Consider the following 24,013-nt stretch of genomic DNA (forward strand, 5'->3'; position numbering starts at 1 on the left):
GGCCCCTCCTCCGTGCCGTCCGGTGCGCGTTGCCCGGGGGCCTCACGGCTCAGCGCAGCGCCAGCTCGTACCAGGTCCTCCGCTCGCTCTTCGTCGCCCCGGGCCAGACGGCCCAGCCCTCCCAGGCCCCCTCCGCCTTGCGCAGGGCGCGGGTGTGCACGCGCACGCGGCTGTGGTCGCGCGCCACCTCCAGCAGGTTGTACAGGCGCGGCACGGACTCGGGCCGGTGGTGCGTGGGCGCTCCGAAGCTGCCCGCCCCGATGACGTGCACCTGCTTCGAGGGGTCCGTGTAGCCCACCAGGTCGGCGCGCTGCTCGTGCACGTGCCCGTGCAGCACCAGGCGCACCCCGTCCTGCTGGAGCCGGGCCAGGAAGGCATCGCGCTGCATCTTCTCGTTGCCGGTGATGGGGTGGTGCCAGACGGCCAGCTTGAGCACCGGCGCGTCCGAGGGCAGCTGTCCCGTCGCGCGCGCCTGCTCCAGTTGCCGCCGCGCCTCCAGCAGGCCCCGGGACAGCGCCCCCTCGTGCAGGTGCGAGCGCTCGGGGAACCATTGGTCCACCTCCCAGGAGGAATTCAGCGCCAGGAATTGCAGCCGCGTGTCCGGGGAGAAGAGGGAGATGCACTGCTGCTCGGGGTCGAGCGGGTACTCGCGCTGCAGCAGCGGGTGGTGGAAGTGCTGGGAGAAGTTCCGGAAGCGCTCGGTGTACTTCGCGTCGAGGCGCACGAGGTGGCCCTCGCCCTGCTGCTTGTAGCTGCCCGCGGGCAGCCCCCGCACGTCCAGCTCGAGCTGGCTGTGCCACTCGTACACCCGGGTCTTCCAGTCCAGGTCGTGGTTGCCGGGGACGATGATGCAGCGCTCGGCCGTGAGGGAGAAGCGCTCGCGGAGCGCGGACACCAGCTCCAGCACCTTCTTGAACTCGGCGGGGTCCGCCCGGTTGGTGAGGTCGCCGGAGATGACGAGGTAGTCCAGCTGGTCCACCGCCAGGTCGGAGGGGTCCGTGAGGTCGGCGATGAGCGGTTGCAGCAGCGAGACGGGGTCCGCTCCGGCGTCCACGTGCAGGTCGCTCAGGTGGAGGATGCGCAGCGGGGCGTCCGGGCCGTGTGCTTCCGTCATGCTCACCTTCGTCTCCGAGACGATGCGCGAGCGCTCGTCCTTCATGCCGGTGCGCAGCACCCACGTCTTCTCGAGCAGCTCGGGCTCGCGGGCCGGGGGGGAGAGGGGCGTGCGGATTTCGCACTCGGGGCAGAGCACGTCCGCGTGCCCGTCGGCGAGCCGCTTGTGGATGGTGCGCTCCTGGAAGACGTGGCCACAGCCGCGGCAGGAGACGGAGCGCTGCTCCACGAACTCCACGCCCTGCTCGCGCAGGTGGGTGTCGACGTAGCTCAGGAACAGCCGGCGCGTCGTCTCGGGCGTGCCGGCGTCGAAGTACACCTCGAGCCGCGCCACGCCCCGCGCCTGCTGCTCGGAGCGCTGCACCTTGCGCACCCCGCAGGAGTCCTGGCCGGGCTCCTCGCCGAACTCGGCACGGTCCTCCCACAGCCGCATGGGGCCGAAGCCGCGGCTGAGCGCGATGGCGGTGACGAGCGAGGCGTAGATGTTGTCGACGGGGCCGGAGATGGCGTAGGCGCGCGAGGGGACGGCGGCCTCCGCGCCGGGCTCCGAGGGGGAGAGCAGGAAGAGCGAGGGGAAGATGAGCAGGCCCTGGTGCCGCAGACAGAGGCCGTGCTGGAGCAGCAGCTCGATGACGCAGTCGAGCACCACCAGCTCCTGGTCCCGGGGCAGGCGCTGCTCGGGGCGGATGCGCGGGAGCGTGGGGGCGCGCGAGAAGGCCGCCATGTCCACGGCGGGGACGCGGTTGGGGTTCTCCCGGGCCGCGACGATGAGCGAGCTGGCGTAGCGCTCCACCTGCTCGATGTCGAGCACCAGCGCCTGGGTGCCATCCGCCAGCCGCGTGTCCGCGAGCACGCCCCGCCGGCCGAGCTGCTGCACCACGGTGCGCAGCGCCTCCGGGTCCGCGAGCTCCGGATGGGAGGCGCGCAGCTCGCGCTCCAAATCCGGCAGGGAGAGGACGACGCGGCCGCTCTCGCGCAGGCGCAGCAGGTGCTGGCGGATGCGCTCGAAGAGCTCGGGGTGGCTGCTGCGTCCGACGTTGTCCCAGTCGATGGCGCGCGCGAGCTGGGCCTTGAGCTCGGACAGGCCCCGGCCGCTCTTCGCGCTCGTGGAGACATAGGCGTCGGGCTCGAGGCCGCACTGGCGCAGCAACTGCTCGATGGCGGGGCGGTCCACCGGCACCCACTCGTTGTCCACCTTGGAGCCCACGAGCAGCTTGCGCGGGGAGCCGCCGAGCTGCGCGGAGAGCCGCTGGTTCCAGCCCTCGATTTCATCCCGGGCCGCCTGGCCGCGGGCGGGCTCCATGACGAGCAGGGCCGCGGAGGTGTCGCGGAAGAAGAGCTGGTGGACGAGCCGGTACTCGCTCTGGCCGCCCATGTCCCAGAGGACGATGTCGCGGCGCTCGTTGTCGGGGACGTGGGCCTTCGGGTCGAGCCGCTCCAGGGGCAGCGACCAGGTGCGCATGGCGTGGGTGGGGTCCTGCTCCTCGTAGCGGTCCTCGACGAGGCGCTGCGCGAGGCAGCTCTTGCCCGCGCGTCCCTCGCCGACGAGGACGACCTTGGCGCTCACGGTGTGGACGGTGCGCGGCGGCTCGCGCTGGCCGAGCAGTGTGTCGACGTCGAGGTCCCAGAGTTTCACGCCGTAGCCGCCGGGCGAGATGCTGGCCAGGACGTTGTCCGTGGGCGAGAAGGCGAGCCGCTTGGGGGCGTCGTCGGACTCGAAGGGCGAGCCGAGGACCGCCACCGTGTCCCAGGTGTCCGTGCGGTGCAGGTGGATGGTGCCGTGCTGGGATCTGGAGGCCAGCAAGCGCCCGTCGTGGGAGAACGCGACGCTGACGACCGTGTCCGTATGTCCTTCGAGGACGAGCTTCCGCCTGGGATTGGCCGGGTCGATGATCCTCACGAGCTTGTCCGAGGCGACGGCGAGCCACGAGGTGCCGGGCTGCCACGCGAGTGCCTGGATGGGGCTGACGTTGACCTGGAGGTTCAGACGCTCCTGGAAGTGGAGGCCCGAATCCTCTCGTACGTCCAGGAGGGTGAGCCGTCCGAGCCATTTCCCCCCACAGGCCAACGTGCGCCCATCGGGCGACCAGGCCAGGCAGTTGGTGAGGGTGGAGGCCTTGTACGTCGCCGGGTTCCACCGCAGCTCGTCCCGGGCCTGCCAGAAGTGGGTGTTCTCATCGGTGAAGCTGGCCGCGAGCACTCCCTGGGGCGACCAGGCGAGGCAGACGCTGGTATTCGTCGTGGGACCGATGAGCAGGAGGCTCGTCTCCGACTCCTCCACGCTCCAGAGGCGCAGGTTCAGGGCGGATCTCGTGGCGATCCGCCGCCCGTCCGGAGAGATGCGGACCTCCAGGATGGAGGTCTGGTGCGCCTGCACCGTCCAGCGCGGCTCCTGGGCTTCCAGTTCCCAGGAACACACCTTGCCGCTGTCGAATCCGAGCACCAGCTCCCTGCCCGAGGGGGCCCAGGCCAGTGCGGTCACCACTTCCTGCGCGGTGTCCAGGAGGGGGCGCGCCCGGAGACCGGGAGGGAGCGGGGCGGGGGGCGCCTGCGGCCGGACGGGAGCGGGCGCGGGCACGGCAGCGGGGGCAGGAGTCCGGGTGGGCTCGGGCGTGCGGCGGAGCTCTGCCGGGGGAGCGGCGCGCGGAGGTGTTTGCCCCGGGGCCTTGGGCAGCGGCAGCTGGAGTTGGCCTCCACTCGTCAGCCCCGCCTGCCCCGAGTGGCTGGACACCTTGCTCTCGCGCGTGAACAGGCGGACATGAGGACTCGGGCCCGAAAGGTCGAGCACTCCAACCGCGTAGCCCTGCTTCCGGGAGCCGGGCGCTCCACCAAACAGCGAGGGCGCCTGGTAGACCCACGAGAACGGCAGGGGCTTCATCTCCGGGGGGGATTCGCTCTCGTGCTGGCTCCCGCAGAGGTGCAGCAGCCCTCGGGTGGAGGAGGCGAGCTCGCGCTGGAGCGGCAACAGGCGCTCGGAGTGCAGGCGGGACGGAGGATGATGCGTGAGCAGCAGGGTGAGGTCATGCGATCTGGCCCATCCGGAGAGGGAGCCGCCGGTGGCCGTTTGGAGCTGCCGCGCATCCACGTCGAAAGGCCCCCTCGAGCCATCCGCCTCGGCGAGCAGGAAGGCCGAGTTCATCCCGGCGATTCCCACGCGCAGCCCGTCCTTCGCCACCGTCGCGGCGAAATCCCCCGGGAGGAAGCCCTTGCTCAGCTGGAGCTCGAGGCCCTGGGGGCGGTGGATCTGCCACGTCGTGAGCCACGAGGAGAACGCCAGGAAGGACATCCGGGTGGAGCGGGCCAGCGCGTTGTCCGGCTCGCTCCACAAGTCGCTCCGTTCCCGGGCGCTCGACAGCGAGGCCGTCCGGGCCGCCATCACCATGGCGCTCTCGGGCTCGTTCCAGAAGTCGTTCCGCTCCTGGTCGCGCTCGTGCCACCGCCGGGCGCTCAACCTCTCGCGGGTCTTCGCCGGGAGGCTGGGCTGGTGGAGATCATGATTGCCGGGCACGGCCAGCAGGATGGGGTCGGAGCCCAGGCCGCGCAGGGACGCCCAGAACGACTTGAGGGCCGAGTCGAGGAGGTTGAACTCGCGCTGGCTGCCGGTATCGGTGAGGTCGCCGGAGATGAGCACCAGGTCCCACGGTCCCGTCTGGTCGTGCATGGCGCGGAGATCGCGCTCGAAGTCCTCCCGGTACTCGGGCCAGAGCCAGCGAGAGCCCTTGGGGCCCATGAGCAGATCCGACAGGTGAAGCCAGCTCAGCCGCGACACGATTCCCCCTCCGAGCGCGTCCGAGGACTCCGCCCCCGCGCTCCCAGGTCCGCCGCGCAGTGTGCCACGGCGGCGCGGAACGGGCGTGTGTCCCGCGCGGTGTCCGCGAGTGCGTCCCGTCTTCACTCCGGGGCGGAGCGGACGCTGGACGTATGGGCGTGGGCTGATGGATCCTCCCCCCTCTCCGGAGGCGCGTATGTCTATCTTCACGAAGGGCGGCAAGAGGGTGGTGCAGCACCGCGGTTCGAACGCGAAGTGGCTCCGGGCGATGGTGCCCGTCCTGCTGCTCGCCAACGGGTGCGGGAGCTCCCGGGCCGCGGGAAATGGGGGCTCGGCCGATGCCCACGCACAACCGAGACGCCCGCTCCGGGTCGCGCTGTTTCCCTATCTGCCCGACGCCAATGAGGACAGGCATCGGGCTCTCTTCAAACGCATCGAGACCGAGTTCGAAGCGAGCCAGCAGGGCCAGGTGGAGCTCATCCTCAAGCCCTCGGCCCCCGAGTCGAATGACTTCTACACCCCGAAGACGCTGAGCCGGTGGCTGCGCGGCGAGGGCGCGGAAGCCTACGACGTCGTCGAGGTCGACACGGTCCTGCTCGACGACATCAAGAATGACATCCAGCCCTGGAGGGGCGTGTTGCCCGTCGAGGATTGGCATCCCGCGGCGAGCACGGCCGTGGGTGCTTCCGGCGGCAGCGCCTGGGGCTATCCGCATCTGCTCTGCAGCCACTTCGTCTTCAGCCGGGCTCCGCAGGTGGTGGAGGCGAGGACGGCCGCCCAACTCGCCACGGCGCTCGGCGCGTTGCAACTGGACAAGAACATGAGCAGGCGGCTGGTGGGCGACTTCCAGGGGAGTTGGAACCTGCCATCGCTCTACCTGGACGCCTGGGCCGACACGTATGGCCCCGAGACGTTGAAGGACGCGCTGGTCGTGCCCCCGGGCTCCACGGCTCCCCAGCTCCATGAGGACGTGGTGGGCCAGCTGACGAGGGTGGAAGGCAATTGCCGTGTGTCCTGCCAGGATCTCTGCCTGGACAACACCTTCCACGACGTGCCGGATTATGCGGCCCAGCTCTTCGCCGGGGGCAGGGCGGGCGCGCTCATCGGGTATTCCGAGCGGCTCCACCACGTTATCAAGAACAGGGAGGACACGGCCCCCGTCCTGATGGCCTCCGCTCCGCTGGGGGCGGGCTCGCACCCGGTGCTCTTCACGGACGCCCTGGTGCTCAGCAAGTCGTGTGGCTTCGATTGTCAGCGGGATGCCCGGGCCTTCGCGGACTTCCTCACCAGCCCGAGGATGAACGAAATCCTCCTCATGAGCGGGGATGTGGACGAGGGCTCTCACGCCATCCCTCGCTATCTCCTGCCCGCGGCGCGCAGTGCGTTCCGCATTCCCTCCGTGGCGGCGGATCCCTACTACCCGCTGCTCGAGAAGATGATTGAAGGGGCCGCTCCCTTCCCGAGCGGAGGCCTCTCCACGGTAGGCAAGACGATGAAGAACCAGCTCACCGAGAAGATGCAGCAGGGGGCCGCCTCGGGGCGTTAGCGGCGAAGGGTTCCGCTACCCGCGCGGCGTCCGGGGCGCGAGCCTGCTCGGCGCAGCTGGAGCGCCTGGCGGCTCCCTCCGTCCCAGGAAGCGCTCGCTCGTCGCGCGCCGGAGCAGCTCGCACGCCTCGATGATGCTGCTCTTACCGCTGCCGTTCTCGCCGATGAGGACCGTCAGCCCATCGAGCTTGAGATGCAGCTTCTCGATGGTGCGAAGCCCTTCGATTCGCAGTTCGGTGATTGGCATGGTGGTGGCGACTTCCTACTACACCCATGGCCACTCGGCGCTTCTGTCGCCACTACCCGCGCGGCGTGCGGGAGCCAAGCCACGCCTGGACGCGGGCGAGCAGGGCCTCGGAGCCCGGCTGTGCGAGGGCGCTCTCGGCCTGCTTCGCGAGCTGACGGGCCCGTGCGGTGTCCTTCTGCGAGTCCCACAGCGCCCGGGCCAGCGCGAAGCGCGTCTCGGCCAGCTCCCTCCCAGGCCCCTCGTGCGACTCGCGCAACGCCAGGGCCCGCTCCAGCGGCGCGAGCGCCTCGGTGGGGTGGCCCAGCTTCACCAGCGCCTCGCCCCGGCCCGTGAGCGGCCCGGCCAGCTCCGGGTGCTGGGGCCCCAGCACGCGCTCGCGCAGGGCCAGCGCGCGCTCGAAATAACCCAGCGCCTCACCCGGGCGTCCGGCGTCCAGCAGCACCTGTCCGAGCGTGGTGCACGGCCCCGCCACGTCCGGGTGCTCCGGCCCGCGCGACCCCTCCGCCGCCTCCACCGCCCGCAGCAGCACCTGCCGCGCCTCGTCCGTCTTCCCGTCCCGCCCCAGCGCCGCGCCCAGCGCGTCGAGCGCCACCGCCCGGAAGGGGTGGCGCGCCGACAGCGTGCGCTCGACAATCTCCACGCCCTCGTGCAGCGGCTCCAGCGCCTCGGCGTTGCGGCCCAGCGCGCTGAGCGTCATGCCGATGTTGACGAGCGAGCTGCCCACGCGCGGGTGCTCGGCGCCGAGCGCCTTGAGGAAGGCCTCGTGGGCGCGCTGGTACACCGCCAGTGCCTCCTCGTGCCGGCCCTGCGCCGAGAGCGTGTTGCCCAGCCGGCGCAGCACCACCGCCCGCTCGGGGCTCTCCGGCGCGGCCACCTTCTCCAGCGCGGCGAGCGCGTTGCGCTGCGAGGCCTCGGCGGCGCCGGCGTCCCCCTGGGCGGCGTACACCAGCCCGTGGGCGCTCTCGAGCTGGGCGAGGATGCGGCCATGGCGCCGGGTGCGAATCAACAGGGCGCGGGCCTGATGGAACCAGTCATGCCCGTCCTTCACGCGCGCGGCGTCGTACGAGACGAGCTGGGTGAGCGCCACCAGCGCCTCGGCGCGCACCTCGTCCAGCCGCACCTCGTCGGCCGTCCACGCGGCCTCCTTGAGGGTGTGCTCGGCCTCGAGGTTGCCAAAGCCCGCCTGCTGCTGGCCCAGCTCCAACAGGGCCTCGGCCTCCAGGGGGCGGTAGCCCACGACGCGCGACTCGGCGGCCACGGGGGCGGCCACGGCGAGCCCCGCCGCGTACTGGCCCGAAATCCGCAGCGCCCGGGCGCGCGCGAGCGAGGCGCGCAGGCCCTCCACCCGGGCCACCCGCCGCGCGTCCTCGGGGGAGGGCACGCGCGAGGCGAGCGGGTCCACCTCGTCGCAGGGCCCCAGCTCGGACAGCTCGCGCACGGCCTCCACGGAGCGCTCCACCACGCCCGCGTCGGCCTCGGCGAGCACGCCGGTGAGGGCCTTGAGCTCGGAGCGGCGGCGCTCGAGGCAGAAGGTGCGCGCGGTGAGCAGCTCCTCGGAGGCCAGGCCGCGCACCCGCGTCGCCTCGCAGGCCTGCTGCTGGTGCTCCACCCAGGAGGAGGCATAGGCGTCGAGCGCGCCCTTCACCCCCGTCCAGGCGTCGGCCGCGTAGGGCTGGCCGGTGGCGAGGAAGGCGCGCTGCACGGCCTCCTGGCGCGCGGCGTCCCACACCCCGTCCAGGCGCGTGGCCACGCCCTCGCACAGGCCCTGGCGCTGGTGCCACTGGCCCACGGCGCCGGCCACCACCGCCACCAGGAAGGCCGCGGCCACCCCCACCAGCACCTGGCGCAGCCGGCGCGTGCGTGGGTCGTCGTGGAGCGCGTCCAGCAGCACCTGCATGGAGGCATGGCGCTCGCGCGGGTGGAGGCCGAGGCCCTTGAGGACGATGCGGCGCAACCACCCCGGCACGCGCGAGTCGCGGGGCGGTGGGCGCACGCGGCCCTCGAGCGTGGCGCGGGCGAGCGCGGCGGCGCCGCTGCCCTCGAAGGCGTGCTCCCGGTAGAGGGCGTAGTAGAGCGTGGCGCAGAAGCTGAACTGGTCCGCACGGTCGGTGACGGGCTCCTGGCGGTACTGCTCGGGGGCCATGTAGCCCGGGGTGCCCATGATGAGGCCGTGGCGCGTTACCGGCGTCTCGAGCGGCGCGCGGGTGGTGAGCCCGGAGATGGAGCCGGCGACGGTGTCCTGGCTGGTCGACTCGGCGCGGAGGATTTCGGCGATGTCCACCGGCACGGGGGCGCCGGGGGTGCCGGTACCCTGCTCGCACGCGAGGCCGAAGTCATAGACGAGCACGCGCCCGTCCCGGCCCACCATCACGTTGTCCGGCTTGAAGTCGCGGTGCACCAGGCCCGCGGCGTGCGCGGCGGCCAGGCCCCGGCCCGCGAGCGTGAGCACGTGCACCACCTCGCGCCAGTGCCGCGGCTGCTCCTTGAGCCACTGGCGCAGGGTGACGCCCTCCACCAGCTCCAGGGCGATGAACACCCGGTCCCCGAGCTCGCCAATGTCGAACACCGGCAGCACGTTGGGGTGGGAGAGGCGGGCCATGGACTGCGCCTCGCGCATCAGCCTCGGGCGCGCCTCGTTGCGCTCCAGCCCCTCGCCGCCGGGCAGCAGCAGCTTGATGGCCACCTTGCGGTTGAGCTGCGGATCGAACGCCGCGTACACCTCGCCCATGCCGCCGGCGCCCAGGCGCTCCAGCACGAGGTAGCGGCCCACCGAGGTGCCCCGGGGCAGCGGTTGGGGCTCGCTGGCGCCCTCGGGCAGCGGCACGGGAGGGCCCACGACGCGCGTGGGCTCGGACTCGCCGGCGCTCAATGCCGAGCGGGCGCGCTCCAGCTCCTGCTCCAACACCTCCAGTGCGTCCAGCGGGCTTTCGGGGCTACCCGGGCGGTCGTCCGGCTGCCGCTCACCCACCGTTTCCGGTAGGGCGGCCTGTTGCTCCGGCTGGGACCGCTTCTGGCTCTCCACGTACTTCCCCCTGAAGACGTCAGGCCCTCTCTCGCTGCGAGTGAAAGGGTATTCCGATCACGGAAGAACCGGAAGACGGCTGATCCACGTCCTGATTCAAACCGGCGTTGTACACCGCAGCGCATCATGACCCAAAGGGACAGTTGTGTCTTGCAGCCGGACGGGCGAGCGCCCGGGTACACGCGGGGTCACACGCGGAGGAGCACGGCGGCCGGGCGACCCTACTTTTAACGAGAGGCGGCGGGCCGCGCCCGGCAGTCGGGTGTAGCCCGGCGTGGGAGGAGCCCACGCGCACCGCCCGTGAGGAGAAGTGGGAATGGCGGCGCGAGTGGGGAGCGAGGGCGGCTGGCGGTTCCTGCTGCGGGCGCTGGGGCACCGCAACTACCGGCTCTTCTTCGTGGGGCAGAGCGTGTCGCTGGTGGGCACGTGGCTGACGCGGGTGGCGACGAGCTGGCTGGTGTACCGGCTGAGCGGCTCGGCGTTGCTGTTGGGGGTGGTGGGCTTCTGCGGACAGATACCGACCTTCGTGCTGTCGCCGTTCGCGGGGGTGCTGGTGGACCGGTGGAACCGGCACCGGCTGCTGGTGGTGACGCAGGTGCTGTCGATGCTGCAGTCCTTCGCGCTGGCGGTGCTGGCGATGACGGGGCACATCGCGGTGTGGCACGTGGCGGTGCTGATGATGGTGCAGGGGTTCATCAACGCCTTCGACGTGCCGGGGCGGCAGGCCTTCGTGGTGGAGCTGGTGGACGAGCGGGCGGACCTGCCCAACGCCATCGCGCTCAACTCGTCCATGTTCAACGCGGCGAGGCTGTTGGGGCCGTCGGTGGCCGGAGGGCTGATTGCCTGGGTGGGCGAGGGCGGCTGCTTCCTGATCGACGGGTTCAGCTACGTGGCCGTCATCGCCTCGCTGCTGGCGATGCGGATGGCGCAGCGGGAGCGGACGTGGAAGCGCGGGGCGCTGCTCGAGGAGATGAAGGAGGGCTTCGCGTACGCGTTCCACTTCCCGCCCATCCGGACGATGTTGGTGCTGCTGGCGGTGGTGAGCCTGATGGGGATGCCGTACACGGTGCTGATGCCGGTGATGGCGTCGGGGGTGCTGAAGGGAGGGCCGTCGACGCTGGGCTTCCTGATGGCTGCGACGGGGATGGGGGCGCTGGGAGGAGCGGGGTACCTGGCGTCGAGGCGCTCGGTGAGAGGCTTTGGCCGGGTGATTGTGCTGACGGTGACGGTGTTTGGATTGGGATTGCTGACGTTCGCGCTGTCGAGGAACGTGGTGCTGTCGTTGGTGACGCTGGCGGCGACGGGGTACGGGCTGATGGTGACGACGGCGGCGTGCAACACGTTGCTGCAAACCATTGTCGAGGAGCGGATGAGGGGCCGGGTGATGAGCTTCTACGCGATGGCGTTCATGGGGACGGCGCCGTTCGGGAGCCTGTTGGCGGGAGTGCTGGCGGCGCGCATCGGGGCTCCGGCGACGATTGGCGTGGGAGGGGTGGTGTGCCTGGTGGCGGCGGTATGGTTCTCCGTGAAGCTGCCGGCGCTGCGAGAGCGGGTGAGGCCCATCTACGAGCGGCTGGGCATCATCCCCGAGGTGGCCACGGGAATGCGCGAGGGCGCAACGCGGATGGGGCCCACGGAGGATTGAGCCGGGCCGGGCGCCTTCCCTTCTGCCGCGGCGGAGTGCCGCGTGCTACCGTGGGCTCAATGTTTCGAAGCGGTGTGTCGAGATGGTGGCTCCTGAGCCCGGTCCTGTTCGGCCTGGGGTGTTCCGCACCCAAGCCGATTCCGGGGGTCGTCCGGCCCGCGCCAGGGGAGGGTCCGCTGGAGAGTCTTCCCCCGATGATGGACTTCGGGCCGTTCGATGATTCCTCGGATGCGCTGAGCGCGGCTTGCTCGCTGATTCTCTCGAAGCCCAATGCCAGCGTGGGACACATCAAGGACCGTGAACTGGCGCTGCGAGTTTCCACCGAGTACTGCGCTTGGCTGTACTACACACCGGACGATAAGTATCGGATGAGCATGCTGACGGATCAGTCAGAGGCGGATGATCTCCAGAAGAGAAGACGGACCTGTAAGCTTCCACCGCTCGTGGATGATCCGCGTTTCTCTCCGTGGAACATCAAGTACGTCTTTGCCCTTCACAATCACCCCTTTGGAAGCCCCATATCCCAAGCGGATATGCAGGAGATCATCAACCTGGCGAAGGTGCATGAGTGGGTCGTGGAAACCAAGGATGGAAGAATTCCCATCGCCATCGTTGCGTTCTTTTCGGATTCCAAATCAAGCCAGGGGGAGTCTACCTGTGAGGGCTTCTATCAATATGCTCCTGAAACCCGAGCCCTGCTGCGATTCTCCAAGGTGAATGGCGAATGGAGCCGGAAGAAGCTTGGCAAGGTCACCTGGCTCAGTTCGAAAACCTATCGCCTTGATAAGGATGAGGAAGAGTCCCAATGAGGAATCTGCCCCTCGTGCTGGCTGCCATTCTCTCCAGTTGCGTCCGGAGTCCATTTCCTCCTCCGGGGCCGGTGGCGGATGACACGTCGATTGCACTGCCTCGCTTCTATGATCGCCCCACTGTCGCCGTGGGTGAGGGTAGCAAGTATTATTTCGAGCTCGATGGCGAGATGCTTCGCGCGGTGGCGATCGCCACCAGTGATTTCCTGCCTCCTCGCACTCGCAAGACCTCATGCGGGAACAGGCTCGAGGGGCAGCGCTATATCGTCACCCGTCAAGGCGATATCATCTTCGTCTATATCTACGAAGACTCCGACTATTGCGGCGGTAAGTACGCAGCACTGGATTCGGGGGTGAAGTACGCGATCAGCAAGGATGGCCGCATCCTGCGACGCGTCTTCGACGGCGAGCCCGAGGAGCCGCTCGAAGCGTGGGACCCGGATGGTGGCGTCCCGGCGAAGCCGGGAGTCGTGCCCGGCTTCGAGCCCATCGAGCGCAAACCCTCTCCCGCCTCGCCGTCCCAAGACGGGGGTTCCAGTGATTCACCCTCCCCGGCGCCCGAGGGGCGAGACGGTGGCTCGTCACCGGAGGGGCAAGACGGGGGAGCGGGTCCGTTGCCGCTTCCCCTTCCGTCTTCGGCTCCAGACGGTGGCGCTCCGCCAGACGGCGGCACTCCGGACGCGCGGTAGTCCAGGCCGCCTTCCCGGGATGGCTCTCGAGAAGGCGTGCCCTTCGCGAATCAATGCGCGTCCGGTGCGCGCGTGACGTGCAGCTCGTCGAAGTTCACGTCGAGCAGCCGGGGCTGGTCGAACTCGAAGCCCTTGATGTTGCCCTTGGCGTCCAGGGTGAAGGTGATGAAACCCTTGGGAAAGCCCATGGGGTCCCTCCAGTGGAGGCGGTAGGTGTCGTATTGCCAGTGCTCCAGGTCCGCCGTGAACGACGGGCTGTGGCTGAACCCGAGCACCAGCTTCCCGTTCTCCTGCGTAATGGAGAGGTCCCCGTACATCGGGTCCCGGTACCTGCCGGCATAGCGCGCGGGCTCGAGCGAGGGCTTCGTCCCCTGGACTCGCGCCGCCACGAGCTTCGTCTCGGCCTCCTTCTCCTTCTGCTCGCCCTCCTCGCGGAACTTCAGCACGAGCTTGGACCAGTCCGTCCGGGGCGCGCCGAGGTACGCATCGAGGAACTGGTACGCCGTCGTCGTGCCGATGGCGCCATCCTGGTGCGAGAGCACCGTGATGCCGAGATTCTCCTCCGGCACGAGCAGCACGACCGCCGCCATCCCATCCATCCCGCCCGAATGCGTGACGAGCTTGCGCCCGCGGTAATCGCGCAGGAACCAACCCATCCCATACGCGCTGAACGTGGCGTTGAGCGGCTTGAGCTCGGGCCGGGACGAGGGCCGCAGCGGCACGAGCATCTGCGGGGTGAAGAGCTCGCGGGCCACGCCCTCGCCGTAGAGCTTCTTGCCCTCGAGGGTGCCCTGGGCCAGCAGCAGCTGCACGTACCGGCTCATGTCGTGGATGTTGGACACGATGGAGCCCCCGGGCCCGAGCGCGTCCGAGTCGCGATACGCGATGGCCACCGGCTTGCCCTCGAGGCGCACGTGCGGCATCGCGAGGTTCTTCGCCCCCTTCAGCTCGCGGAACAGCGAGCTGCTCTCCTTCATGTCGAGCGGGGTGAAGATGCGCTCGCGGATGAAGTCCTCCCAGCTCTTGCCGGTGACGGCGCGGATGACCTCTCCGGCCGCCATGTACGTCACGCTCTGGTAGCCGAAGGTGGCGCGGAAGCTGGTGACGGGTTTGATATGGCGAAGCCGTTTGACCACCTCCTCGCGGCTGAAATCCGAGCCGTACCAGAGGATGCCGCCGCAGAACTCGGGCAGCCCGCTGCGATGCACGAGCAGATCCCGAATGGTGAATTCGCGGGTGACGTACGGGTCATACAGCTCGAAGTACGGCAGGTATTGGCGGACCGGGTCATCCCAGGACAGCTTGCCCTCCTCCACGAGCATGCCCAGCGCCATGGCCGTGAAGGACTTGGAGATGGAGCCGATGGAGAAGAGGGTGTGGTCGTCGATGGGCGCGGACTCGCCCACCTTGCGCACGCCATAACCCTTGGAGAAGACCACCTTGCCGTCCTTCACGACGGAGACGGCCAGTCCGGGCACGTTCCACTCGCGGAGGGCGGCGTTCGTGGAGGCGTCGAAGCCCGCGAGCGGGGCCGGCTGCGCGGAGGCGGGCACTCCTCCGAGCAGCAGCAAGAGCGCGCAGAGAAAGGGGAGTACGACGGCACGTCGATGCATCGGCCTGGCTCCTGGGGGGAAGACGTCGTCGCCGTTATACGCGAGCCCCCCGGAGCCATTGCCTCACGAGGGCGCGCATCCGGAGCCCTCCTCGAGACCGGCCAGGTCGACTTCTTCGAGGGCTGAGCGCGCGGACCTCAGCGCTCGGCGATATCGGTGCTCACCAGGTACTCGGACGCTTCGACAATCGCTTCCGCGGTCCAGCCGTTGTTGGTGCCGCGGCCGTAGGCGTCGCAATCGCCGTCGGTGTGGACGCCCAGCAGGTAGCCGTTCCGGGTGAGCACACCCGCGCCGGAGCTCCCCACCAGGGTGTCCAGGGCCGCGTAGTAGACGCGCTGGTTGCAGGCGCCCAGGAATCTGCCCTCGGCGATGACCTTGCGACGGCCCCGGGGGTGCTGGATGACCGCCAACCGCTCGGTGGCCTGCGTCGTCAGCAGGACTGGCGTGGCCTCGGGAAGCGTGTCGGGCTTGATGAGCGCGTAGTCGGGCTCGAGCGATTGCTCGATGACCACGCCCTCGGTGAGCAGCGGGTCGCCGTCGGACGCGTCCTCGAAGTTGAAGTCCAGCAGCGACGTGTCTCCGAGCCCGACACAGTGCCCCGCCGTCAACACCACCGGTCCCGCGCCCGCTTCAATCAGCGTTCCGGTGCAGTTGCCGTTGATCAGCACCACGGCGTCTTCCCGGTCCTGGATGACGTCGGCGAACTCGCCCTGGTAGCTGTTGATGGGGGTGAACTCGGTGGTCAGGCCGCACTGCGACAGGCCGCTCACTTCCGGCTTCTGTCGCGCATGCAGCCCGGCCTCCGTCGGATTCCCGCAGACCTGGGGGTCGGCTGGGGGAACCACGGGCACCTCCTCCTTTCCACAGGCCGTGAGGCCCAGGAGGACGGTGCCCGCGAGAAGCGGGCCCCACAGAGTCAGGAACGGACCAGGGGGCTTGAGTGACATCGCTCGGTATCAGTACAGGTAGTCGAGAGCGGTCTTGTCGGAGGCGCTCCACGAGCCGCTCTCGGACGAGCGGAAGCAGGAGTTCATGATGGAGCCGCCCACCTTGGCCGTGCTCGACGTGCCGGGGATGAGGATGGCGCCCACGTTGGAGGCGCCCTCGTTGCTGGCGGCGCCGCCGCAGCTGATGGAGCGGTCGTAGTAGTCCGAGTGGCGGAAGCCGATGGTGTGGCCGATCTCGTGGGTGATGACGTGCGTGTTCACGCCCGTGCTGTAGCTCTGCAGGCCGGTGCCGATGTTGATGGTGCCGTAGGGCTTGCCGCCCGTGGGGAAGCCCGAGTTGCCGCCGACGCCGCTCGTGGTCTTCGCGCTGATGGTCGCGCTGCAGTCAGGGGCCGAGCCGCGCACCAGGGAGAAGGAGAGGTTCTGGCTGTTGTAGTTGGCGATGGCCCCGTCGAGGCCCGCGCTCAGCTGGCTGTAGCTGTTGAACTGGGAGGTGGGGACGACGCAGATCTTCGTCACGGTGCTGGCGACGAGGTTGGTCGTCCGGTACTGCTCCTTGGTGCTCCCGTCGACGACCTGGAGCATCTCCTGGGAGGCCGCGAGGCTCACCTCGGCGTCGCGGCCCACGTACACGGAACCCTCGTGGACCATGATGTCGTCCGCGGGAAACCCGGCCTTGACCAGGTTGTCGATGATCTCCTGCTGCTCGGCCTGGGGGTCGACACCGCAGCCAACGAGGGCAACACCGGCCAGCAACGCCATGGAGAGCTTACGCATGGGGGCTTCCTTTTCGGGGGGACGACAGGGTTTGGACGCTGCCGCCTGAGGTTTCCAGCCGCGACCGCGCGCCCCTTCCCTCGAGCAACCTTCGGGCCAACTTCTCGACTTACCGGAAAACAAGGACTTGGCCTGCAATTCCCGATTAGCCCTGGAGCATGGATGTGCCAGTCATCCTGGACTGCTTGTAAAGAGTCCTGACGTTGCTGGGTGAATCGTCCGTGGGCTCAAGGGGTTGCGAGCGCGACACCGGCCTGTCCGAAGCTCGGACGGGGGTGCTCGACAATCGGACAGGGGGCCCACACCCCGGGTTTCAGGGGGGCCCCACCCTCGACGGTGACGCGAAAGCACAGCGGGCACCGTCCTTCCACGGGCCGTGAGGCCTGGGAGAACGGTGCCCGCGAGAAGCGGACCCCCCGGAGTCATCCCCGGGGGGCTGTTACGCCCACTCTCAGTACAGGTAGTTGAGGGCGGTGATGTCGGAGCTGGTCCACTCGCCGGTCTCGGTCGAGCGGAAGCAGGCGTTCATGATGGAGCCGCCCACCACGGCGGTGCTGGGCGTGCCGGGGATGAGGTTGGCGCCCACGGTCGAGGGGCCCTCGTTGCTGGCGGCGCCGCCGCAGCTGATGGCGCGGTTGTAGTAGTCCGAGTGGCGGAAGCCGATGGTGTGGCCGATCTCGTGGGTGATGACGTGCTCGTTCACGTCAACGCTGTAGCTCTGCAGGCCGGTGCCGATGTTGGCGGTGCCGTAGGGCTTGCCGCCCGAGGGGAAGCCCGAGGAGCCGCCGGCGCCGGTCGTGGTCTGCACGGTGATGTTCGCGGTGCAGCCGGTGCCCCCGCGCTGGAAGGTGATGCGCAGGCCCAGGTTGTTGTAGTTCTGGATGGCCAGATCCAGGCCCGCGCTCAGCTGGCTGTAGCTGTTGAAGGTGGCGGTGGGGTTGAGGCAGATCTTCGTCACGCTGGTGCCGACGAGATTGGTGGTGCTGTACTGCTCGTGGCCCTGGGGAGACTGGGCGATCTCACGGGAAGCCTCGAGGGTCACGTGAGCGTCGTTGCCGACGTACACGAGGCCATCGACCACCTTGATGTCGTCGGCCTGATAGCCGGACTGGATCAGGTTCGCGGTGATCTCCTGGTTCTCGGCGTCAGTGTCGACACCGCAGCCAACGAGGGCAACACCGGCCAGCAACGCCATAGAGAGCTTACGCATGGGGGCTTCCTTTTCGGGGGGACGACAGGGGGTGTGGGACGCTGCCGCCTGAGGTTTCCAGTTGCGACCGCGCGCTCCTTCCCTTGAGCAACCCTCGGGCCAACGTCTCGACTTACAGGAAAACAAGGACTTAGACAGCAATACCGGATTAGCCCTGGTACACGGATGCACCCGTCGTCCTGGGACTCCTTGTAAAAAGTCCTGACGTTGGCGGGTAAATCCTTCGTGGACTCAAAGGGTTACGCGTACGACACCCGGACCGTCCGAGTTTCGGACGGGGTGCCCGCCCATCGGACAGCGGGCCCGGTGTGAATGCACCGCCGGTGTAACCAGTCTCACCTGCCTATGCGCCCTTCCTCCTTGCCCCTCGCCGCGCTGCTGGGCGCGGCCCTGTCCTTCCTCCCCGGTTGCGAGAGCACGAAGTCGAGCAGCCCTTCTCCTTCCGACTCCCAGGCCCACGAGCCCGCGCCCATGCAGGCCGCTGACGCCTGGAAGCGCGCCCGCGTGGGCGACCGCGTCACCTACACCTTCTCCGCGACGCAGGGAGCCGAGCCCGGCGGTGGCGGCACCGCGCGCACCCTCGGCGGCCAGCTGACGCTGGAGGTGGTGGCCGTGCAGCAGCCCTGGGTGTGGGTGCGCCTGGCCTTCACCGACGAGGCCGGCAAGCCCCTGGCCCAGACGCGGCTGGCGAAGGAGCTCCTGCTGCCGGTGCGCGCGGACACGACGCGCCCGCTCGACGTGCCCCACGCGGGCGAGGCCACCGCCGAGACGCCCTCCAGCGCGGGCCGTACCTGGGAGGCCATGCGCTACGTCAGCGACCAGCGCCCCGTGGACGGCCCCCTGCGCACGCGCGTGTACGCCAACGAGCCGGGCCCGCTCTACCTCACCCACGGCCTGCTCGAGGCGAACACCGAGCTGGCCGGCTTCCACGTCCCGGGCGGCTTCACGCTGAAGCTGCGCGAGCTCCACGAGGGCTCGGCCGGTGCCAACGCCCCCGTGCCCGCGCTGGAGCGGCCCCTGGGCCCGGGCGCGTACTACGACCGGCGCGTGGACGTGGAGCCCATGCATGGTGTGCAGCGCGTGTGCCTCGCCGCCGAGCGCGGCTACATCCTGCGCACCGAGGGCCCCGTCGACCCCAACACCGCCCCCTGCTCGGACTTCTCCCAGGCCGAGCCGGAGCCCCTCGAGGAGCTGCTGATGAACCTGCCCTGGGATGCGCTGACCTCGGGGGACTGGCCGCCCGCCGCCGCCGCGTCCGGCACCCGGGGCACCTTCACCGCGGAGGGCCGCCAGGTGCCCGCCCTCACCGAGCAGCGCACCGAGAACGTCGACGGCACCCCGCACGTCTTCTCGGACACGTACGCGGCCGAGCCGTGGGCCCCGGCGCTCGCGGGCCTGCCCTATGAGGCGCGCTTCCAGTCGCTCGCCAACGGCGCCGAGCGCGTGCTCGCCGGGGGCACGCGCTCGCCCGCGGGCGGCACCCAGCTCGTGCGGTGGGGCTCGTGGCTCGGGGGCCAGAAGTAACGCGGACTCCACAGGCCTCCTCGCCGGGGTAGGCTCCGCTCCCCATCCCGAAACACCGAGGATCCGGAGTGAATCGACTGAGCCTTCGTTGCCTCGCGCTCGTGCTCACGAGCGCGTTGCCCCTCTCCGCCCGCGCGCAGGCGCCGGCCCCCAAGCCCCAGGCCCCGCAGTCCGCGAAGGACGCGGGCAGGCCCGAGGACAAGAAGTCCGAAGACAAGAAGCCCGAGGAGAAGTGGGACGTGAACGCCCCCGGCTTCCCGTCCTCCCAGGTGGACCTCGACGTCACCGAGGGCACCTGGATGAGCCTGGACGTGAGCCCCAAGGGCGATGAGCTCGTCTTCGATCTGCTCGGAGACCTCTACTCGCTGCCCATGACGGGCGGCGAGGCCAAGGCGCTCACCAGCGGCGTCGCCTGGGACATGCAGCCGCGCTACAGCCCGGATGGCAAATCCATCGCCTTCACGAGCGATCGGGGCGGCGGCGACAATATCTGGGTGATGAAGCGCGACGGCTCCCAGCCTGGCGCGGTGACGCAGGAGAAGTTCCGCCTGCTCAACAGCCCCGCGTGGTCTCCGGACGGCCAGTTCCTCATCGCGCGCAAGCACTTCTCCTCGCGGCGCTCGCTGGGCGCGGGTGAAATCTGGATGTACCACCGCTCGGGCGGGGACGGCGTGCAGCTCTCCGAGCGCCCCAATGACCAGAAGGACGTGGGCGAGCCCGCGTTCTCTCCCGATGGCCGGTATGTCTATTACAGCCAGGACATCACGCCCGGGAAGACGTTCGAGTACAACAAGGACCCGAACGGCGAAATCTATGTCATTCAACGCCTCGACCTGGACACGCGCGAGACCGAGCGCTTCGTGACGGGCCCGGGTGGCTCCATCCGCCCCACGCCGTCTCCGGATGGCAAGTCCCTGGCGTTCATCCGCCGGGTGCGCGGCAAGAGCACGCTGTTCGTGGCGGACCTGGCGAGCGGCGCCGAGCGGCCCGTGTATGACGGGCTCGAGCGCGACATGCAGGAGACGTGGGCCATCCACGGCGTGTACCCGGCGATGGCGTGGACGCCGGACAACAAGTCGCTCGTGTTCTGGGCGGGCGGCAAGCTGCAGCGGATTGAGGTGGCGACGAAGAAGGTGACGCCCATTCCCTTTCACGTGCGCGGCACCCGCACCCTCGCCGAGGCCCTGCGCTTCCCCCAGGCGGTGGCGCCCGACACCTTCCTGGTGAAGATGCTGCGCTGGGTACAGGTGTCTCCGAAGGGGGACAAGGTGGTGTTCCAGGCGCTCGGGCACCTGTACGTGCGCGACCTGCCCGGTGGCTCGCCCAGGCGCCTGACGAAGCAGACGGAGCACACCGAGCTGTACCCGTCCTTCTCCCGCGACGGCAAGAGCATCGTCTACACCACGTGGGACGACGAGAAGCTCGGCGGCATCCGCGTGGTGCCGGTGACGGGCGGCGAGGGCAGGGTGGTGAGCGCGCAGCCGGGGCACTACATCGAGCCGGCGCTCTCGCCGGATGGCCGCTTCATCGTGTACCGCACCATCGGCGGCGGCTACCTGCGCAGCGGGCTCTACAGCCACGACCAGGGGCTGTTCGTGGTTGCGGCCGCGGGGGGCACGCCGCGCCGGCTGGTGAAGGACGGCGAGCAGCCGCACTTCGGCGCGGGCTCGGAGCGGGTGTTCTTCCTGACGGTGGAGCAGCGCGAGAAGGACGACGAGCGCGCGCTCAAGAGCATCCGCCTGGACGGGAGCGAGCCGCGCACCTACGTGACGAGCGACGAGGCGACGGAGTACCGGGTGTCGCCGGACGAGAAGTGGGTGGCCTTCCGGGAGAACTTCAACGCGTTCCTCATGCCGCTGCCGCACGGGGCCAAGGGCGCGGTGGCGAGCCCCGAGACGAAGGCGCTGCCGGTGGCGAAGGTGTCTCGCGACGCGGGCGAGTGGCTGCACTGGTCGGGGGATGGCAAGCGCCTGCACTGGGCGCTGGGCCCCGAGCTGTACACGCGCGAGCTCAAGGACAGCTTCCGCTTCCAGGAGGGCGCGCCGGAGAAGCTGCCGGACGTGCCGGAGAAGGGGCTGGACATCGGCTTCCCGATGAAGACGGCGGCGCCCGAGGGCACGGTGGCGCTGGTGGGAGGCCGCGTCATCACCATGAAGGGGGACGAGGTCCTCGAGGACGGCGTGGTGGTGGTGAAGGGCAACCGCATCGTCGCGGTGGGCCCGAGGGCGAAGGTGGCGGTGCCGGCGGGCGCGAAGGTGCTGGACGTGAGCGGCAAGACGCTGATGCCGGGCATCGTGGACGTGCACTGGCACGGCGCCATGGGCGACGAGGGCATCCTCCCGGAGCAGAACTGGAAGCTGCTGTCCTCGCTGGCCTTCGGCGTGACGACGGTGCACGACCCGTCCAACGACACCGATTCCATCTTCGCCACCAGCGAGCTGGTGAAGTCCGGTGACATGCTGGGCCCGCACGTCTTCTCCACCGGCACCATCCTGTACGGCGCCGCGGGAGCGTTCCGCGCGCCCATCGAGTCGCTGGACGATGCGCGCTCGCACCTGCGCCGGATGAAGGCCGTGGGCGCCTTCAGCGTGAAGAGCTACAACCAGCCCCGGCGCGACCAGCGGCAGAAGATTCTGCAGGCCGCTCGCGAGCTGGAGATGATGGTGGTGCCCGAGGGCGGCTCGCTCTTCCAGCACAACATGACGATGGTGGTGGACGGGCACACGGGCATCGAGCACTCGATTCCGGTACCGCACGCCTACGAGGACGTGCAGCAGCTCTGGTCGCACAGCGCCACGGGCTACACCCCGACGCTCATCGTCGCCTACGGCGGCGTGTGGGGGGAGAACTACTGGTACCAGAAGACGAACGTCTGGGATGACAAGCGGCTGCTCTCGTTCGTGCCCCGGCGCGTGGTGGACGCGCGCAGCCGCCGGCCGGTGATGGTGCCCGAGGACGAGTTCAACCACTTCCGCATCGCCGAGGTGACGAAGGTGCTCAACGACCGGGGCGTGAGCGTGCAGCTGGGCGCGCACGGCCAGCGCGAGGGGCTCGGGGCGCACTGGGAAATCCAGATGTTCGGCCAGGGCGGCATGAAGCCGATGCAGGCGCTGAAGGCGGCGACGCTGTCGGGCGCGCACTACCTCGGGCTGGACGGGGACATCGGCTCGCTGGAGGAGGGCAAGCTCGCGGACCTGCTCGTGCTGGACAAGAACCCGCTCGAGGACCTGCGCAACAGCTCCTCCATCAAGTACACGATGGTGGGCGGGCGGCTGTTCGACGCGATGACGCTCAATGAGGTGGGCGGCGGCGGACGCAAGCGCGAGCCGCTCTTCTTCGAGCGCGAGGGCCAGGAGACCTGGGGCCCCACCACGAGCATCAGCACCGAGCAGGACTGAGCGCGGCGCTCGCCTGCCCGCTGGGGGCTCCGGCTTCGCGCCGGGGCCCTCTACCCCAGCAGACGATGACGGCCCCCCACCGCGTGTACAAGCTGGCGGGGCTTGCATGTCGCGGGCGTGAAGGAGGGGGGCGTGAGGCGCGGCGGAGCATTCTGGGTGGCGGTGTGTCTGGGGCTCGGGTGTGGTGCGGGGGTGGACTCGGGGGAGCCCCCGCCCTCGGTGGGGCTCCAGGTCCAGGAGCAGCGGACGGTTCGTGGCGCCACGCGTCATGTGCGTCCGCTCAAGGGCTCCATCTTCGGGAGGACAGTGGGCGTGGACCGGCAGGGCAATGCCTTCGTCTCGCTCGCGTACGAGCGTGACGACGTGGACCTCGGGGGCGGCGCGCTGCCGGGGAGCGCGGGGCTCGCGCTGGCGAAGTACGCACCGGATGGCCAGCACCTCTGGTCCCGGGGCTTTCCCATCTATGGTGGCGTGCGGCCCACGGTGTCCGCCATGGCGGTGGACGCGGCGGGCAACCTCTATGTCTCCGGGGAGCACCGCGAGCCCACGCTGAGCCTCGGGGGCGAGCCGCTGCCCGCGGGGGCCTTCCTGGCGAAGTACGCGCCGGACGGCACGCACCTCTGGTCCCACCCGGTGGCGCTCCAGGGCGTGGCCATGCAGTCCCCGAGCGCCCTGGCCGTGGACGAGCGCCGCAAGCAGCTCGTGGTGGCGGTGAACTTCAAGGACCCTGGCCGTCCGGTGGGCGCCGCGCTCGTGGGCCGGGTGCGCCTGGAGGACGGCGTGCTGCTGGCGGTGAAGCCGGTGGTGCGCTCGGGGAGCCTGGCGGTGACGGCGCTGGCGCTGGACTCCTCCGGCAACATCGCCCTGGCGGGCTCCTTCCTGGGCCGGGTGGACCTCGGGGGCGAGCCGCTCTCCACCGTCCGCGCGCGCAGCCCCTTCCTCGCCCGCTTCACCCCGGAGCTGGGCCACCTGTGGTCTCGCGGCCTGTCGGACGCGGAGGGCACGGCCACGGGCGTGGCGGTGGACGGCGAGCGCCTCTTCGTGGTGGGCGAGTACTCGGGGGGCTTCGTCTTCCAGGGCCAGGTGCGCTCGGCGCAGGGCCAGGACGCCTTCGCCGCCGCCTATGGCCTCCGGGGCGAGGAGCGCTGGGTGCGCCACTTCGCGGAGGGCGCCTCGGCGGTGGGGGTGGACGGGGAGGGGCGCCTGGTGGTGACGGGCCAGTACCGCCCGGGGGAGAGCGCCGGCGGGGCGACGCTGCCCTTCCGCTCCGGAGGCACCCCGGACAACCACCTCTTCGTGGTGAAGCTCTACCAGGGCTCGGGGGACCCCGAGTGGTCTCGGGGCCTCTTCTCGGGGGGCGTGCTGCGCGCCGGGGCGCTGGCGGTGACGCGCTCGGGCGAGGTGCTGCTCCTCTCCCGTCTCGAGGGCACCACGGACGTCGGCACCGGGCCTCTCTCGGCCCCCGCGGACTCCTCCGTCTTCCTGCGCTTCATCCGCTAGCGCGGCCCTACCTGGGGTGGGAATGACCCCCACCCCGGGTATGATCCTTGAGGGGCAGGCAACTCTGGCTCTCGGGTTCCGATAATCTCGGACGTACGGACTTTTCCGGATCCTTTTCCGAGAACTATTCGAGCCCGGGAGCAAGAGCGATGACGACGATCAACGGAAACGCGGGAGCGGCAGCAGCGGCGGCGGCGGCGGCGGC

Annotated in this window: 14 protein-coding genes; 7 read left to right on the forward strand and 7 right to left on the reverse strand. The window is 69.8% G+C overall.

Annotation, left to right across the window (positions count from 1 at the left end; all coding sequences use genetic code 11):
* Positions 1-49: 49 nt before the first annotated feature.
* Complete coding sequence (locus tag ACJ8AN_RS29445) at positions 50-4,882, reverse strand: metallophosphoesterase (RefSeq protein ID WP_407758833.1); 4,833 nt, start codon at positions 4,880-4,882, stop codon at positions 50-52.
* 196 nt (positions 4,883-5,078) lie between these two features.
* Between ACJ8AN_RS29445 and ACJ8AN_RS29450 the strand changes: the two genes are divergently transcribed.
* Positions 5,079-6,428, forward strand: a complete 1,350-nt coding sequence (locus ACJ8AN_RS29450; RefSeq protein ID WP_407758834.1) for a hypothetical protein — start codon at positions 5,079-5,081, stop codon at positions 6,426-6,428.
* A 15-nt stretch (positions 6,429-6,443) separates the two neighbouring features.
* On the opposite strand, the gene ACJ8AN_RS29455 is transcribed toward ACJ8AN_RS29450, so the two are convergent.
* Together ACJ8AN_RS29455 and ACJ8AN_RS29460 are read right to left on the reverse strand one after the other, a co-directional pair.
* On the reverse strand, positions 6,444-6,674 hold the full coding sequence (locus tag ACJ8AN_RS29455) for an AAA family ATPase (protein WP_407758835.1): 231 nt from the start codon (positions 6,672-6,674) through the stop codon (positions 6,444-6,446).
* 52 nt (positions 6,675-6,726) lie between these two features.
* Positions 6,727-9,696: a tetratricopeptide repeat protein gene (locus ACJ8AN_RS29460; protein WP_407758836.1), complete on the reverse strand. Its 2,970-nt coding sequence runs from the start codon at positions 9,694-9,696 to the stop codon at positions 6,727-6,729.
* Positions 9,697-10,012: 316 nt separating this feature from the next.
* Here ACJ8AN_RS29460 and ACJ8AN_RS29465 point away from each other — a divergent pair, with 316 nt between their 5' ends.
* From ACJ8AN_RS29465 to ACJ8AN_RS29475, 3 genes are all read left to right on the forward strand, one after another.
* Positions 10,013-11,341: an MFS transporter gene (locus ACJ8AN_RS29465; protein WP_407758837.1), complete on the forward strand. Its 1,329-nt coding sequence runs from the start codon at positions 10,013-10,015 to the stop codon at positions 11,339-11,341.
* A 194-nt stretch (positions 11,342-11,535) separates the two neighbouring features.
* The gene (locus ACJ8AN_RS29470) at positions 11,536-12,150 is read left to right on the forward strand and encodes a hypothetical protein (protein ID WP_407758838.1); all 615 of its coding nucleotides are present in this window, start codon (positions 11,536-11,538) and stop codon (positions 12,148-12,150) included.
* Positions 12,147-12,839, forward strand: coding sequence for a hypothetical protein (locus ACJ8AN_RS29475; RefSeq protein ID WP_407758839.1), 693 nt, complete (start codon positions 12,147-12,149; stop codon positions 12,837-12,839). The genes ACJ8AN_RS29470 and ACJ8AN_RS29475 overlap by 4 nt, the downstream gene beginning before the upstream one ends.
* Before the next feature lie 50 nt (positions 12,840-12,889).
* Here ACJ8AN_RS29475 and ACJ8AN_RS29480 read toward each other — a convergent pair whose 3' ends face one another.
* The 4 genes from ACJ8AN_RS29480 to ACJ8AN_RS29495 all read right to left on the reverse strand — a co-directional run bounded on the left by ACJ8AN_RS29480 (position 12,890) and on the right by ACJ8AN_RS29495 (position 17,386).
* The gene (locus ACJ8AN_RS29480) at positions 12,890-14,452 is read right to left on the reverse strand and encodes a serine hydrolase (protein ID WP_407758840.1); all 1,563 of its coding nucleotides are present in this window, start codon (positions 14,450-14,452) and stop codon (positions 12,890-12,892) included.
* 137 nt (positions 14,453-14,589) lie between these two features.
* Entirely contained in the window at positions 14,590-15,399 is an 810-nt protein-coding gene (locus tag ACJ8AN_RS29485; RefSeq protein WP_407758841.1) for a trypsin-like serine peptidase, read from the reverse strand.
* A 9-nt stretch (positions 15,400-15,408) separates the two neighbouring features.
* The gene (locus ACJ8AN_RS29490; protein ID WP_407758842.1) at positions 15,409-16,176 is read right to left on the reverse strand and encodes a M57 family metalloprotease; all 768 of its coding nucleotides are present in this window, start codon (positions 16,174-16,176) and stop codon (positions 15,409-15,411) included.
* A gap of 451 nt (positions 16,177-16,627) precedes the next feature.
* Positions 16,628-17,386, reverse strand: coding sequence for a M57 family metalloprotease (locus ACJ8AN_RS29495; protein ID WP_407758843.1), 759 nt, complete (start codon positions 17,384-17,386; stop codon positions 16,628-16,630).
* 345 nt (positions 17,387-17,731) lie between these two features.
* Here ACJ8AN_RS29495 and ACJ8AN_RS29500 point away from each other — a divergent pair, with 345 nt between their 5' ends.
* The 3 genes from ACJ8AN_RS29500 to ACJ8AN_RS29510 all read left to right on the forward strand — a co-directional run bounded on the left by ACJ8AN_RS29500 (position 17,732) and on the right by ACJ8AN_RS29510 (position 23,808).
* Positions 17,732-18,910 (forward strand): DUF6068 family protein, encoded by a 1,179-nt coding sequence (locus tag ACJ8AN_RS29500; RefSeq protein WP_407758844.1) that lies wholly within the window; start codon positions 17,732-17,734, stop codon positions 18,908-18,910.
* A gap of 68 nt (positions 18,911-18,978) precedes the next feature.
* The gene (locus ACJ8AN_RS29505; protein ID WP_407758845.1) at positions 18,979-22,308 is read left to right on the forward strand and encodes an amidohydrolase family protein; all 3,330 of its coding nucleotides are present in this window, start codon (positions 18,979-18,981) and stop codon (positions 22,306-22,308) included.
* Positions 22,309-22,440: 132 nt separating this feature from the next.
* Complete coding sequence (locus ACJ8AN_RS29510; RefSeq protein ID WP_407758846.1) at positions 22,441-23,808, forward strand: hypothetical protein; 1,368 nt, start codon at positions 22,441-22,443, stop codon at positions 23,806-23,808.
* The last annotated feature ends 205 nt before the right edge of the window (positions 23,809-24,013 follow it).

Source organism: Archangium sp. (assembly GCF_045802675.1).
Classification (GTDB): Bacteria; Myxococcota; Myxococcia; order Myxococcales; family Myxococcaceae; genus Archangium.

Coding starts and splice junctions, on each gene's coding strand:
- ACJ8AN_RS29450 (WP_407758834.1), top strand. CDS start 5,079: ATGTCTATCTTCACGAAGGGCGGCAAGAGGGTGGTGCAGCACCGCGGT.
- ACJ8AN_RS29455 (WP_407758835.1), bottom strand. CDS start 6,674: ATGCCAATCACCGAACTGCGAATCGAAGGGCTTCGCACCATCGAGAAG.
- ACJ8AN_RS29465 (WP_407758837.1), top strand. CDS start 10,013: ATGGCGGCGCGAGTGGGGAGCGAGGGCGGCTGGCGGTTCCTGCTGCGG.
- ACJ8AN_RS29470 (WP_407758838.1), top strand. CDS start 11,536: ATGATGGACTTCGGGCCGTTCGATGATTCCTCGGATGCGCTGAGCGCG.
- ACJ8AN_RS29475 (WP_407758839.1), top strand. CDS start 12,147: ATGAGGAATCTGCCCCTCGTGCTGGCTGCCATTCTCTCCAGTTGCGTC.
- ACJ8AN_RS29480 (WP_407758840.1), bottom strand. CDS start 14,452: ATGCATCGACGTGCCGTCGTACTCCCCTTTCTCTGCGCGCTCTTGCTG.
- ACJ8AN_RS29485 (WP_407758841.1), bottom strand. CDS start 15,399: ATGTCACTCAAGCCCCCTGGTCCGTTCCTGACTCTGTGGGGCCCGCTT.
- ACJ8AN_RS29490 (WP_407758842.1), bottom strand. CDS start 16,176: ATGCGTAAGCTCTCCATGGCGTTGCTGGCCGGTGTTGCCCTCGTTGGC.
- ACJ8AN_RS29495 (WP_407758843.1), bottom strand. CDS start 17,386: ATGCGTAAGCTCTCTATGGCGTTGCTGGCCGGTGTTGCCCTCGTTGGC.
- ACJ8AN_RS29500 (WP_407758844.1), top strand. CDS start 17,732: ATGCGCCCTTCCTCCTTGCCCCTCGCCGCGCTGCTGGGCGCGGCCCTG.